The organism is Pseudomonas sp. W3I7, from assembly GCF_030816095.1.
Classification (GTDB): domain Bacteria; phylum Pseudomonadota; class Gammaproteobacteria; order Pseudomonadales; family Pseudomonadaceae; genus Aquipseudomonas; species Aquipseudomonas salomonii.
On record NZ_JAUSXP010000001.1, the window covers coordinates 6,044,112 to 6,058,194 of the forward strand.

Below are 14,083 nucleotides of genomic sequence, written 5' to 3' on the forward strand. Positions count from 1 at the left end.
AAACCCTTTCAAAATGACAAGCATCAGCATGAAAAACAGCACAACACCTGTAAAAATAAATAATTCAATAAACATGACGACCATTGCAATTCATGTAAACCCCACCCTCAGAAACACCCAAGAAATATATACCTCATTGCCAATCAATTTATAGGATGCGAAGGTATTTTCAGCACACGGACACGCGCTTCCCATACAAAAAAGGAACTCATCCCATAATAAAATCTGGATTATCCTTATGAAAATCGACTTAAGGCCGTTTGCACTTCCACAACAAAGGTTCGAGGGGGATTTTTTGCAACCGTTACTTCGGCCTTTGACCCAAATATACCGGCACCCGATTTTTCGTCCATTTATACAGCCCTTCGTTCAGCACCCGTTTGTGCGCCCGTTTATTCAACGCACTACGTACACCCCGTCGAACCCCAACCCCAGAACCATTCCCAATACCTCCGACACACCGACCAAGCGTAACTGGGATGGCCAAGACCCGACTCTGCGACCTGACGACCCGTATGTGGCGAACCTCAACAAGCGCTCATTCGATGCACGCCAGGCCGTCAATAACCTCACTCGCTGGAACACTCGTTGGCGTGACATTAATGGGGATGGCAAGGTCTCTGTTGGCTACTCGTTCAACTCCGGTTTCAGGCAGTTCAATGAGCGCCAGAAAGAAATGGCGCGCCGTGCCCTGCAGTCGTGGAGCGACGCGGCCAACCTTTCCTTCGTGGAAAATGGGCCTCGCACAGAAGGGAGGATGTCGTTTCGCATTTCATCCGCAGTGCCCGGCGGCCATGGCTCCTCACCAGGTAACCACAACGATGCCGGCGTCACGACTTATAACCCCAAACATGTGACGGACGAAATGGTGGTTCACGAAACAGGCCACGCACTGGGGCTGGCACATAGCGGCAATTACAATGGCAGCATGAGCGCAAGCCAATGGAGCCATGCACAAGACTCGAAGGCCCATAGCGTCATGAGTTATTTCAGTGCAGAGAAAAGCGGCAAAAGCCATGGCCGTTCCGATACAAATTCACCCATGATGGATGATATTTCCGCCATCCAGGCACTCTATGGCGTCAACCTCCAGATCCGTCAGGATGACACCACCTACGGGTTCAACTCCAATAGCCAGCGCGACCACTACACCCTCAATTCCAACCGGGACACTGCCGTGTTCTGCATATGGGACGGCGGTGGCAACGATACCCTGGACGTTTCCGGCTACCGTTCCAACCAGACCATTAACCTCAAGGCCGGCTCGTACTCCGATGTCGGCGGGCTCAGGGGCAACGTGTCCATCGCTCGCGGTTGCGTCATCGAAAATGCCATCGGTGGCTCAGGCGACGACGCGCTGATCGGCAACGATGCCGATAACCGGTTCACCGGCGGCGCGGGAGGTGACCGGCTGCGCGGCGGCGGCGGCGCGGATACGTTTGACTACAACAGTGCCAGTGACTCCACGCCCGACAACCCCGATACGATTATGGATTTTGTCAGCGGCACCGACAAAATCAACGTGTCCGTGGCCATGAAGCATGCCAATGTCGGCGCCCTGGCCTTCGTCAGCCAGATGACAGGCAAGGCAGGTGAGACGGTGCTCACCTACGATCAACAAAGCGGCAAGGGCAGCGTGGCGATTGACCTGACGGGCGACGGCAAAGCTGACCTGCTGATCCGCACTTATGGGCAAGTCAAAGCAAACGATATTGTCGCCTCCGCAAACACCGCAGCCCATCATCAACAGCCTGACGCCCCAACGACTCGATCCACACTCACACCCACCCGACCCTCCCACCGTTCAATGACACACACTTACGAAAAGGTCAGTGACTCGTCCTATCAGAATGCCGACTTGATTGAGGACTTTGTCAGTGGCAAAGACAAGATCAATCTCACTGCCTTGGCCAAGAATACCGGCACACCGTTGCGGCTTGTCGATAACTATACAGGCCGCATTGGCGATACCGTTGTTAAGTTAAATTCACGCAGTGGTCGTTATTTTGTGGGCGTGGACTTTACGGGTAATCGCCGGACCGATTTTCTGGTCAAAAGCACTCAACTGATAAAGCCCGAGGACATTACGGGTTTGACTGCAAACATTAAAACACCCGCCAAGGCATTTTCACGCGGATAGCAATTCCAAAGGTTTAACCCCGCCCGCCCACTGAGAAATTTCATTACCCATGAGCTTTAACGTTCACGCCTCCGTTCGCCTATTAAAAGGATTCAAGTAGATGCTTCCCGTTAATAACAAGCCTTATACCGCGCTTGCACTAATTGAACGTGTGCATCAACCACCCGGTGGTGTAAAGGACACGCCACTGGTGTCCTACACCACCGACCAAGCCGCCAGGCACTTGCTACGCGCCAGCCGCGAAAAGGGATTGAAATGGCAAGACCACAACCGCGACGGCGTCATTGATATTGCCTATGAGTTCTTTACGCCGAATGAGCCGCACCGGGTCAGTCATGTGCCCAAGGGCGCCCGTGAGTTGAATGAACAACAAAAGAAACGAGCGCTTACGTCGATGCAAGCCTGGGCGGATGTCGCCCGTATAAAGTTCTCGCATAAAAGCGCCAGTACCGAGGGGCGGCTGACCCTGGGTCTTTACGAGGGTAACGAGGAATCCTATGCGACCCTGCCCTTTCCCAAGCGCTTCAAAAAAGGAGGCGAGGCATGGCTGGACTCAGGGCATGCACAACCCAGGACTGACCGTTACGACCAACATGTCATGGCTCACGAAATTGGGCATACGCTGGGCCTTGACCATACCGGTGACTATACCCAGCAACCCGCCACGCGTGACTACTTGGAGGACACTCAAGCCTACAGCGTGATGAGCTACAACCCCGAGATCAGAAGTGGTCAGAACTTCTCAAAAAACGCACAGTGGACCCATTACTCAGTGGCGCCCCTGATGCATGACATTGCAGCTATACAGGCCGCTTACGGCGCCAACTACCAGACCCGTCGCGGCGATACCGTTTACGGTTTCAACTCCAATACCGAGCGTGATTATTTCAGCCTGAAGTCCTCGCGGGACGCGCCGGTTTTTTGCATATGGGATGGCGGTGGCAACGATACGTTGGACTGTTCCGGTTTCAATCAGAAACAAACCATCAACTTGAACGCCGAAGCTTTCTCTGATGTGGGCGGTATGAAAGGCAACGTTTCCATCGCCAAGGGCGTGACCGTGGAAAATGCCATTGGCGGCAGCCATGACGATACGTTGATTGGCAACAACGCCAACAACCGCCTCAAGGGCGGGGGCGGCGCAGACACGTTGAGGGGCGGCGGCGGCGCGGATGTTTTTGTCTACGACAAGGCCAGCGATTCAACCGCTGCGGGTGCTGACCTGATCACCGATTTTGTCAGCGGCCAAGACAGGATCGACCTTACCGGGCTGAGCCAGAGCACCCGCACTCAGCTGCGACTAGTCCACACCTACTCCGGCCGCGCGGGCGACACGCTGGTGAGGTTCAACGCCTACAGTAATCGGTACTTTGTCGCCATTGACCTGACCGGAAACGGCCAGACGGACTTCCTGCTGAAAAGCACGCGGTTGATAAGGCCCCAGGATATCAGTGGGCTGATGACCTCACGGCCTATATTCGGATAAACGCACTGTCGCACCAGGGTTCAAAGTCGTCCCTGAACACGTGTGAAAAACGGTCATTCGCGGTGGCCGTTTTTTCTGATGCAGGGCGAAAATTCAGCCCAGGACTGGGCATTGGCTTAACCCTGTGTAGGAACACTTTACCTGCAAGAAAAACAACTTACTCGGACACACATCGGGCTTTGGAAAGTGACGCCAACACTGGCAACTTCACACTAGGCAAAAGGGAACCTGCCTGCCTCACCAAGAAGGAAAAGTGCCAATACCCCGTGAGAACAACGACCTTGAGAATTAATCCTTTAACGCCGATGTACAAGCCTTATTCGAGCAGCGCTCAATCAGCCCAAAGCCCAGCACACCGCCGCTGGGACGCCCCGGTAGCCCGTTCTCTCAGCGGCAATGGGGGCAACTATGACCCGACTCTACGCGCGAATGACCCCTACACAAGCAGAGCCGACAGGCCGTCATTTAATCAGCGGCAGGTCGTTGAGCAACTGACGGGTGGCAGGTTGAAATGGCAGGACCGAAACCAAAACAACAGGACCGAGATTTCCTACAACTTCACTTATGAACAGGGTCTTGGATTCAACGACTACGAGAAACAAGAAGCACGGCGCGCCATCCAGTCCTGGGGCGATGTGGCGAACCTGACGTTCACTGAAAACGGCGGCCCGGCAGAAGGACGGCTGGCCTTCCGTATTTCCAATAATGTGATAGTTGCCGACGGCTACTACCCCTATAGCCACGACAAAGACGGCATCGCTGGCGATACCCGCTATCAACCGGGCTTTGTGACACGCCCCACCGTAACCCACGAAATCGGTCACACGCTCGGCCTGAATCACCCCGGTACTTACAACGGCCAAAAAGACGACGCCAAACGGTTTTATGCCCAAGACTCTAAAGCCCATACCGTCATGAGCTATTACCCTGCCCAAAGCAGTGGCAAACACTTCGAGGGCAGGCCGCTGGCTCCCATGATGGATGACATCAGTGCTATCCAGCACCAGTACGGCGCCAACTATCAAACCCGCCGAGAAAACAACATCTACGGTTTCAACTCCAACACCGGCAGGGACCACTACTCCCTGAGAAGCCATCAGGATGCCGCTATTTTTTGCGTATGGGATGGCGCCGGCAATGACACGCTGGACTTCTCGGGTTACGGCAATAACCAAACGATCAATCTGAGAGATGGCTCGTTTTCCGACGTAGGTGGTTATCAGGGCAACGTCTCTATCGCCCGCAACTGCCTCATCGAAAACGCTATCGGTGGCTCAGGCCACGATGTGCTGATCGGCAACGCCGCCGATAACCGGCTCACCGGTGGGGCGGGTGCGGACCGCATGCGCGGCGGCGGCGGCGCCGACAGTTTCGTCTATAATCACGCCAGCGACTCCACGCCTGCAAACCCCGATGTCATCATGGATTTCACCAGCGGCACCGACAAGATTGACCTGCGCGGGCTGGAGCGAAGGTCCAACACGCGATTCAAGCCCGTCCAGGCGTTCAGCGGGCGTATCGGCGACGCGATCGTGGGCTTCAACCCGCAGACCCAGCGCCACTTCATCGCCATCGACTTGACCGGCAACCGCACAGCAGACTTTGTGGTGACCAGTACGCAAGTGATCAGGCCACCGGATGTGCTTGTAAACTGACGGCAACGCGTGGACACCACCCCCGCGAAGCCTTTGCGGACCCGAGCGGCCAGCAAAGGTTGTTCACGGTTGAACAGGCACTCAGTCGGTGCCGTATTTCGGGTTACGCGGGCCATACAAAATGCCGGTGCGCTGCCCGGCCGACAGCAGGCGGACACTGGCAATACCGGCAATCGGGTGCGCCGCATCGGTGGAGCTGTTGATCACCTGCTTCACCGCTGCCGAGACCAGCATGCCCACCAGGCCACCGCCATTGTTGTTGCCTTCCTCGCTGGAGGCGCGTGCCGAGCCGGTCCACAGCGTGGTGCCGGTACGCAGGTCCACCAGCTTGGCCGAGGCCGTCACGGAGGTGTCGCTGGAGATCAGCATGTACTTGGTGCCGTAGTCGCTGATGGTGATGTACAGCGCCGCGTCTGCACCAAAAATGTCATGCAGCTTGCCCGGTGCTACGCCCTGGATATCGTTGGCGGTGGTCAGGCCGTTCTGGCGGAAGGTCTCGTCCACCAGGGCGATCGGCAGCACGTAGTAACCGGCTTCGGCCAACGGGTAGGTGACCTGCGAAACCAGGCTGTAGGACGCCTGCACTTCCGGCGATTCATTGATGGGTGGCAGTACCAGGATCGACTTCGGCCGAGCCTGTTTGAAGGCCGTGTAATCAATGGTCTTGGGCGCCGCGCAACCGCCGAGCAACGCCAGGGCCAGCAAGGCGCCGGTGAGTTTTAACAGGTTCATTTAGTGGCGACTCCAGCCTTGGCGTTTTTCAGCAGAAAATCCATGTACGCAGCGGACTCAGGGAACAACGCCTTCTCGGTGCGCAACTCCTGCACCATCTGGTCATCCTTGCCCATGCTCATGTACAGCATGCCCAGGTGCGCGTGGTAACCCGGCGGGGCCTTGCGGCCGCTGGCGTTGATCTTTTGCAGATCGCGCTCCAGGGCTTCCACCTGCGCTTCCTTGGGCTCGCCCTTGAAGTACTCGTAAACCTGGGGCTGGTAGCTTTCCCATTGATACAGGGGTTGGGGCGCCGTCTGGCACCCGGCGACCGTCGCGATTGCTGTCAGCATCAGCGCCAACTTAACTGCCTTGCTCATCCGTGTAGTGCTCCTTGGCGTTGTTGTTATTAGTTACGCGGGTTCCAGGCGCCGGCGTTGATGCCGTCTACCAGGCGGTTGATCGCTTCGCGCATGGCCAGGTCCAGAACCTTGCCATTGAGCGTGGAGTCGTAGCTGGCAGTGCCGCCAAAACCGATGACTTCGCGGTTGGACAGCGCGTACTCACCGGCGCCCTGGGTGGAATACACCACTTCGGAGGTGCTGATGTTGACGATATTCAGCGCAACTTTGGCGTAGGCCACTTGGGTTTTGCCACGGCCGAGAATGCCGAACAACTGGCGGTCGCCGGTCTCTTTGCGGCCGAACTCGGTCACGTCGCCCGTCACCACATAGTCAGCGCCTTTAAGCTTCTGCACGGCGCCTTTGATCGCGGCTTCCTGGGAGATTTCGCCCATGTTGTCGCGGTCCAGCACGCTGAAGCGGTTGGTTTGCTGCAGGTGGGTGATCAGGATGGTCTTGGCCTGGCCGCCAAGGCGGTCAACGCCGTCGGAGAAGATGCCGCGCATGTAGCTGGAGCGGTTATCGAACTTGCCCACGGCAATCGGCACACGCACGCCGGAATAAGCGACGTGGGCGCTGGCAACTTGCTCCACCGGCATCGCACGGTTGCTCTCGGTGGCACAACCGGCCACGCTCAGCAGCGCTGCGGCGGCAAAGCCCGACAGCAGAATTTTGGACAGTGTTTTCACAGGGTGCTCCTAGGGGTGAAACCAACGGAAAGGGCTGTGGTGTACGTTATCAACCCAGTGGCGGCGATCAGATTTTGCTGAAAAAGCGCGCACGCTTGCACACGGCCTCAACATCAAAAGTGTCGAGCCCGCCAATAGCGGTATCAGGAAGAGTGACTGCCATGCAGCAGTGCGGTTGAAACATGCGGCCCGCAGTGAGGCGGGTGGCAGGGAGAAAAGCAGACAGGCGCATTGCTTGATTCGTCCTTGAAAAATGCCGTGTATCCAGTGCGCGGTATTTTACGGGGTTGCCCTGTGTACTCAAGCGGTTTCACCGTTTCGCAAGCGTTCGCCGCTCAACGGCGTTCTGTTACGCTGCGCGCCCGCCTCAAGTTACCCAGCCATCGGTCGAGACATTGGCTTGGCTTGTTCATTAAATAGGGATATTGCGTGTTGAAAACCCTCCTTAGGGCTGCGGCCCTGCTCGCGACGCTGTCGATGACCGGCTGCGTCTCCTACACCGTCAGCGGCCCCATTGGCGCCCCGCTCCACCCGGCACCCATCAGCAGCCCGCGCAGTGCGCAAGTGGCTGATGTGACAGTGAGCGCCGCCGACGTCAACGACGCCAATAAAACTGCGATCAGCCACTCGCTCACGGCCCAGCTCAACCAGTACGTGCGTACGGCGGGCTACTTCAAGCAGGTCACTGAGTACCCGGTGCGCCTTGGCGAAAACGACGTCGCGCTGAAATTCAACATGACCTCCCTCAAGGGCCACCGTGGCGTTCACCCCGCCTACGTGCCTGGCGCGCTGTTGACGCTAACGATCTGGATCTGGGTCAACGGCCCGATTTTCGTCGACACCTTCGACGTGGCCGGCGACCTGGTGATTGTCGACCGTGACGGCAAGGAATTGGCGAGCGCCAAGCAAGAGGTCAAGTTTGAACGCAACGTGGGCCTCTACGGCCGCGAATACTGGGCCCCGACCATGGGCGCCAAACAGTTGAACGAACTGGTCGCGCAACTGCTCGATACCGCCACTGCCAAACTCGCCAAACCGTAATTTCAGGGAGCAACACATGAAAGGGTTGATCAAACACAGCCTGGTCCTCGCCGCCGTCTTGTTGACCGGTTGCGTGTCCTACTCGCAACACGAATTGCCAGCCGTGCAAACCTGGCCGCCGACCGCCAGCACACCGGCACAGAAACCCACTGCCTACGTGCGCACCACGGCGCTGAGCCAGGTCAACGGTGGCCCCGGCAATACCACTGCCGGTGCACCTGCGGCGCTGTGGGAAAAAACCGTGGCTGATGGGTTCCGCCAGTCCAACCGCTTTGCACGGGTGAGCACCGACAAGGTCGACTCAGACATCTACGCCGATGCCACGCTGTACAACAACGAACAGTTCAGCATGGCCTCGGCGATCATCACCGGCGCCACGTTCTTCATCATCCCGTCCACGGCGAAGAACACCTTCACCCTGGAAACCGTGTTCAAGGACAAGGACGGCAAAGAGTTGGGCCGGGTGAAGAAAAGCGAATCCGTGCGGACCTGGATGCACCTGGTGCTGATCGTGGGTATTCCGTTCCAGGCCAATACCGGAGAAGTGGTTGAAGCACTGACCCGCAGCACGCTGGATGAGGCCGTGCAGCGCAAGCTGTTCTGACAAACACAACACCCCTTGTGGGAGCGGGCTTGCCCGCGATAGCAGTGTGTCAGCCAATGCATGTATCGACTGACCCGCCGCTTTCGCGAGCAAGCCCGCTCCCACAGGGGTTAGGCGCTGGGGTTTAGAACGCGTGCCGCACTGGCGACAACTGAACTGGAAGCAAAACCCAGCTACCTGAAACACCCAAATCCAAAGGTGGGAGCGGGCTTGCTCGCGAAGGCGGTGTGCCAGCCAGTGCACGTATCGACTGGTCTACCGCTTTCGCGGGCAAGCCCGCTCCCACAGGGGTTAGGCGCTGGGGTTTAGAACGCGTGCCGCACTGGCGATAGCTGAACTGAAAGCAAAACCCAACTACCTGAAACACCCAAATCCAAAGGTGGGAGCGGGCTTGCTCGCGAAGGCGGTGTGCCAGCCAGTGCATGTATCGACTGACCCGCCGCTTTCGCGGGCAAGCCCGCTCCCACAGGGTCAGGTGATGTTAGCTTGCAACGCATACCACACTGGCGATAACTGAACTGAAAGCAAAACCCAGCTACCTGAAACACCCAAATCCAAAGGTGGGAGCGGGCTTGCTCGCGAAGGCGGTGTGTCAGCCAGTGCATGTATCGACTGACCCGCCGCTTTCGCGAGCAAGCCCGCTCCCACAGGGGTTTGGTGCTGGGGTTTAGAACGCGTAACGCGCTTTGAGCATCACGCCATCGGCGTCAAAGCCACTGCGCGCCTGGCGGGTGTAGCTGGCGCCCACGGTGAAGTCCGACACCTGGTAGTTAACACCCACACTTGCCTCGTAGCTGTCACGCGCCACCGACGCACCAGTGGTGGTGAACGCCGCACCACCCGCGACAAAGTTTGAGGTTTGCGCCACGCGATCACCCATCAGGTCGTGATACGCCATCAAGGTGGCTTCCGGTTGCAGGCTGCCTGCGCCCATCGGCAAGTTGCCGGCCAAACGCACACCGGCGCCCAGCTCACCCACTTCATAGCGCTGCGAACGTGTGCTCAACGCGGCGGCCGAGCCCTTCTCGTCAAAACCGTCCATGCGCACATTGGCATAACGCGCCGCCACGCGAGGCTCGATCACCACCGCCTGCGATGGCTTGAAGCTGTAGCCGCCGATCACACTGGCTGCCAACACGTTGCTGTCGTAACTGCCCTTGGCCGTGGTCCCGGCCACATGGCGCTTGCTGTCGTTGTCGTTGTGGCCGTAGCTGAGGCTGCCATCCACAAACCAGTTTTGCAGCGCCCAGTTGCCATACAGCGACAGCGCATGGCCTTCGACTTCGGTCTTGTTGCCCAGGTCCGAATGGATGTTGGAATTAAGGTAGCTGTAAGCCACGCCCAGGGTGGTGGTGTCGTTCAATCGCCCGTCCACACCCACGGCCATGCCGCTGCTGTTGGCCGAGTAACCGTTGTTACCGCCGCGCCCGTCCTGGTCCATGTTGCTGCTCAAACCCTGCACCCACACGCCGCCGGTTTGGCGGTTTTCACGCTGGTCAGTGAGGCGGTTGAAGATCGCGCCATTGACCACGCTTTGCCCCGACAACGCCACATCCAACGCGCCGCGGTTGGCGTCCGGCTTCAGCGCCTCGCCGACCTGTGCAAGCGCTTGTACCGAGGGCGCATTGGCCACCGACTGGAACACCGCATCCTGGGTATCGAGCTGGCCGAGCACGCGGTTTTTAAGGGTGTTGACCACCGCCACAGTCGGCTCGGCAGTGCCCACACTGGCGAGCATGCTGCGCACTTGCTGATCGCTCTTCACACTCACCACGGCCTTGACCGTCTGCGCGTCAGCCGAGTAGCTGAGCACGTTAAGCAACGACGACGCGCTGGCCACCGTCAGGCCGTTATTCTGCAAACTGCCGGCCTGTAACAGGGTGTATTGCGTGGCGGCAGGCGTGCTGGTGAAGTCACCGGGTTGGGCGCTGACGGTAATGTGCGAACCCAGGGCAAAAGTCGCCGGGCCATTGACGGTGAGGTACGGCGTGGTCGGCACCACATGGCTGCCCAGGCGCATGTCCACACCTGCGCCGCTGCCCACATACATCTCACGGCTAACCACCGTGCCGGGCGCCGACAGGTTCAGGGAACCGGCGTTAACCGACACCGGCGCGTTGATACGGCTGCCGGTAAAATCCGCTTGCCCGCCGATGTTCACCGAGTTCACATCCAGCACGTCACCCTGAATGCGGCCACCGGTCCAGATCAGCGAGGCCATGTTGCCGCCGTCAATCGCAACGCCGGAACTGCTGCGAATTTCCCCGGCTTGCTGGTTGATCTCGAAGGGCGAGGTCTGCTCGAGAGGGTTCACCAGGATCGCCGTGCTGTCAGCACTGATCACACCCCGGTTGATGATGCCCCGCGCCCCGACCGGCGAATCGTTGGTGAACGTCGCCCCGCGCAAGCTGATCGCGCTCGCGTTGCCGCCCTTGGCTTCGATGGTGCCCGTGTTGAGCAGGTTATCAAGGGTGCCTTCGTATATCTCTACCGCCCGTGACTGACCACCGGTGACCGAGAGCAAGCCCGTGTTCTCAATGCGCAGGGCATTGGTCTTGGTCTCAATCACCATCCCCAGCGCTTCTTCACCCGTGACGCGGATAATCCCGGCGTTGATAATCTTGCCGCCGACCGTCACCGGTATGTTGTTGTGGGTGTCCAGAATCAAGCCATACCCGTAGTACGAGGTGATATCCACCAGGCCCGAGTTGATCACGTCGCCGGCAACCGTAGTGCCATTGAGGTAGATGCCTTCCGCGTCGCTTTCCGGCCCGGAGCCCGGTACATCGACCGCGATGATCGTGCCGGTGTTGACCAGATTGCCGCCGACCATGGCCGCGCCCACTTCAAAGCCTTCGGCCCAGATCTGGTTGACCATGTTGATCGTGCCGGCCTGAACGATACCGCCGGTGATGGTGCCGCCCCGGTTGCGCAGGTCTGAATCCAGCGCGCCATCCACCACAAACCCGCGCACATTGCGGCCGCTGCCATCCAGGTTGAAATTGGCGTAGTTGATCAACGCGCCCTGGATGTTGGTATCGGCCACGCTGGCGCCGTCGGTCTTGCGCTCAGTGGCGACGATATTGCGTGTGCCCACCAGCGTCACGGTCTCGTTGAAGTTCTGGTACGACCACGCGTTCTGGCCGGTACTCACATCAAATTCCACGGCAATGGCCTGCGCGGCGCCTGCGCTGACCATCAGGGCCAGCAGGGTTTTCTGGAACGGCTTACGCTTCATTTCAAACTCCATGAACTACAGTCAAAGCCGCCAATACGCCCGGCGGCTGTAGGTGTGCTGAGCGAAGGATCAGATGATCCGAATGCATTCCCCCAAGGCGCCCTGCTGAACCGCAGGCGCGGGCAATCGCACCGCAGGTGGTGGCAGAAAAGGGATTGGGGAGGTGAGGTTCACATTAATCCTTAATGTCATTTGAAACGCTGCAGTCCATGCAGCCCGACCGGTTGCGGGTGGGCGGGGTAAAGACCCGGGTTTGAGGGAAATGGTTCCTTTTGCGGTAGGAAACTTCCCCAAACTACCGAGGGTTTGCCTGATATCCGTGAGCAGACGGCGGAATGCGTTGGGGATGGTGGGGTTGGGGATAGGCGAAAGGGGGTAGAGTCAGGGCGTTGGTGCCTTGCGTGGGTTTGGGTGGGGGGCTTATAGTCCGGCCCGTCGCCCAACAAGGGCGATCGGATTTGGCGATCCGTTGACCGTATGCGAAAGCTTTCTGCTTGCTTGCAGGGGCTTCCGTACCCGCATCGCTGCTTTATGGCAGCTGTGCGCGGGAGACCTTCGGGTCTGCCGGAACTCGGTCCCGGTTCGCCAACCTGCGTACAGCTGTCACCCATTCGTTTGGCGACGATAGGTGACAGCTTCACTCTACTGACCGAGGTTTCACCATGAACCAATACATGCCCCTAACGGGCCACGACTGCACCATCCCCGCTCTGCTTATCGACACCCGCGCGCCCCTCGACGTGCTCCACGACGCCGCCGCGTACCGGATTCGCGCCGTCACGCAACTGTTGGAAAACCTGGCCTTCCGCGAACAGCTCAGCAGCGATGCTGTGGTGCTTCAAGACTTCGCCCAACTACTGGCTATACCGCTGCGCGATGGGTGTGATTTGCTGGATGTCATTATTCGCAGGCTTAACAGCGTCAACTGACCACGACAGGGCGGCTGACGAGTTGCCCTGCTAATGGTGAGGCAGTGAATAGGTGCGGGCCACGCTTGGGCAGTAAAAGTGGCCTGTCGCCTATGCAGCCTTGGCGCTGCACGAAAAGCATGAACAGCTGCCGGCCCAGCCCGCCAGTTACCTTTATTTTCTCCCGCAACTATTCGACGGAACGTGTGCGATAGCACCCGGCGTCTCCAGACCAGAGAGCAGTCGAATCACGCCACCGCACTGCCAGTCTTGCCTCTGTAGGTACGCCTCATAATCTTTACCCGCCTCAGGAACAAATACACGGGCATCGGGCACACAAGACGCCTCAGCGGCAACCATCTTCATCACAACCACCGACGGCACACCCGCAGGGATCACAAACTCGGCATAAGACTCGCCATAGCTCAGGTGCTCGCTCCTCCAGGAAGCGGGCATTCCGACACTTCGCTTGGTGTGTTGCCCCAAGGTGGAATTGACCTTATCCGCAACGGTATAACCGTAGGCAAAAAGAGGTTCTTTACTCGACGCGCAGTCTTGTCCGGGGTTGATGGCGACAGGCAAGCCGTTATTCCCAAAAAGACGGATGCGTGCGGTGGTGGCCTGGTCGTAGGGGATAGGCTTCTCATAGCGTGCAGAGCCGCAGCCACTCAGCAATAGAGCTGAAAAAAGGGTCAACAACAGTATTTTCAAGACGACTCCCAGGCTCACATATCAAGCGGTTATGGGTGATTTATTGAATATCTAAAGTTCATTGCCAAGGTGGCCTGTCCCCAGTTCGCGTTGATGAGCCTAGGGCCCATGCCACGACAACCCCACCTTTAATGCATCAGGCACAAGCTTAAAAAGAGCCTTTATACACTTCAGATGATCATAGTAGTTAGGTGATAAATCACCATCACAACGTTCATAATAATATTTAGCTTGGTGATTTAAAAACCATATGTCGTGTTCAGAGAAATCAGGACTGAGCAGGCTAGTCGTAAGGTTATGTACCAACTCCGCTTCAAGATAACACGATACGTCCTTGCCTTTGATTTCCTCACTCTGCGACTGGATGTTTCTGATATAAGCTAAAGAAAGAGATAGCATCTTTACGTACAGGTGACTTTTTCCCATAAAGGCAGTCATAGTTTTCTCTCCAACAGGCTACGGCATGAGCTAAAGTTAACAAAAGGATAGGAGGCAGACC

12 protein-coding genes are annotated in these 14,083 nt (G+C 57.9%); 6 read left to right on the plus strand and 6 right to left on the minus strand.

Annotation, left to right across the window (positions count from 1 at the left end):
* Positions 1-238 precede the first annotated feature (238 nt).
* The 3 genes from QF043_RS27760 (at position 239) to QF043_RS27770 (ending at position 5,281) form a co-directional block, all read left to right on the plus strand.
* On the plus strand, positions 239-2,140 hold the full coding sequence (locus QF043_RS27760; RefSeq protein ID WP_307420929.1) for a M10 family metallopeptidase C-terminal domain-containing protein: 1,902 nt from the start codon (positions 239-241) through the stop codon (positions 2,138-2,140).
* Positions 2,141-2,240: 100 nt separating this feature from the next.
* Positions 2,241-3,626 (plus strand): M10 family metallopeptidase C-terminal domain-containing protein, encoded by a 1,386-nt coding sequence (locus QF043_RS27765; RefSeq protein WP_307420931.1) that lies wholly within the window; start codon positions 2,241-2,243, stop codon positions 3,624-3,626.
* A 506-nt stretch (positions 3,627-4,132) separates the two neighbouring features.
* Positions 4,133-5,281 (plus strand): M10 family metallopeptidase C-terminal domain-containing protein, encoded by a 1,149-nt coding sequence (locus tag QF043_RS27770; RefSeq protein ID WP_307420932.1) that lies wholly within the window; start codon positions 4,133-4,135, stop codon positions 5,279-5,281.
* An 81-nt stretch (positions 5,282-5,362) separates the two neighbouring features.
* On the opposite strand, the gene QF043_RS27775 is transcribed toward QF043_RS27770, so the two are convergent.
* The 4 genes from QF043_RS27775 to QF043_RS27790 form a co-directional block, all read right to left on the minus strand.
* A complete protein-coding gene (locus QF043_RS27775; protein ID WP_017136674.1) occupies positions 5,363-6,013 on the minus strand; it encodes a DUF799 domain-containing protein in 651 nt (216 codons plus the stop codon).
* Positions 6,010-6,372: a DUF4810 domain-containing protein gene (locus QF043_RS27780; RefSeq protein WP_056858116.1), complete on the minus strand. Its 363-nt coding sequence runs from the start codon at positions 6,370-6,372 to the stop codon at positions 6,010-6,012. The genes QF043_RS27775 and QF043_RS27780 overlap by 4 nt, the downstream gene beginning before the upstream one ends.
* Positions 6,373-6,401: 29 nt before the next feature.
* Positions 6,402-7,082 carry a CsgG/HfaB family protein gene (locus tag QF043_RS27785; RefSeq protein WP_056858115.1) on the minus strand — a complete coding sequence of 227 codons (681 nt, stop codon included), beginning with the start codon at positions 7,080-7,082 and terminating at the stop codon, positions 6,402-6,404.
* A 67-nt stretch (positions 7,083-7,149) separates the two neighbouring features.
* Positions 7,150-7,314, minus strand: a complete 165-nt coding sequence (locus QF043_RS27790) for a hypothetical protein (RefSeq protein WP_307420933.1) — start codon at positions 7,312-7,314, stop codon at positions 7,150-7,152.
* 197 nt (positions 7,315-7,511) lie between these two features.
* Between QF043_RS27790 and QF043_RS27795 the strand changes: the two genes are divergently transcribed.
* Both QF043_RS27795 and QF043_RS27800 read left to right on the plus strand, forming a co-directional pair.
* Positions 7,512-8,123 carry a hypothetical protein gene (locus tag QF043_RS27795; RefSeq protein WP_307420935.1) on the plus strand — a complete coding sequence of 204 codons (612 nt, stop codon included), beginning with the start codon at positions 7,512-7,514 and terminating at the stop codon, positions 8,121-8,123.
* Positions 8,124-8,139: 16 nt separating this feature from the next.
* On the plus strand, positions 8,140-8,727 hold the full coding sequence (locus QF043_RS27800) for a hypothetical protein (protein WP_305456966.1): 588 nt from the start codon (positions 8,140-8,142) through the stop codon (positions 8,725-8,727).
* Between the two features lie 667 nt (positions 8,728-9,394).
* Here the strand turns inward: QF043_RS27800 and QF043_RS27805 are convergent.
* Positions 9,395-11,965, minus strand: coding sequence for an autotransporter outer membrane beta-barrel domain-containing protein (locus tag QF043_RS27805; RefSeq protein ID WP_307420936.1), 2,571 nt, complete (start codon positions 11,963-11,965; stop codon positions 9,395-9,397).
* Positions 11,966-12,639: 674 nt separating this feature from the next.
* Here QF043_RS27805 and QF043_RS27810 point away from each other — a divergent pair.
* The gene (locus QF043_RS27810) at positions 12,640-12,894 is read left to right on the plus strand and encodes a hypothetical protein (protein ID WP_307420937.1); all 255 of its coding nucleotides are present in this window, start codon (positions 12,640-12,642) and stop codon (positions 12,892-12,894) included.
* A gap of 153 nt (positions 12,895-13,047) precedes the next feature.
* Here QF043_RS27810 and QF043_RS27815 read toward each other — a convergent pair whose 3' ends face one another.
* A complete protein-coding gene (locus QF043_RS27815) occupies positions 13,048-13,584 on the minus strand; it encodes a hypothetical protein (RefSeq protein ID WP_236375512.1) in 537 nt (178 codons plus the stop codon).
* Positions 13,585-14,083: the final 499 nt, after the last annotated feature.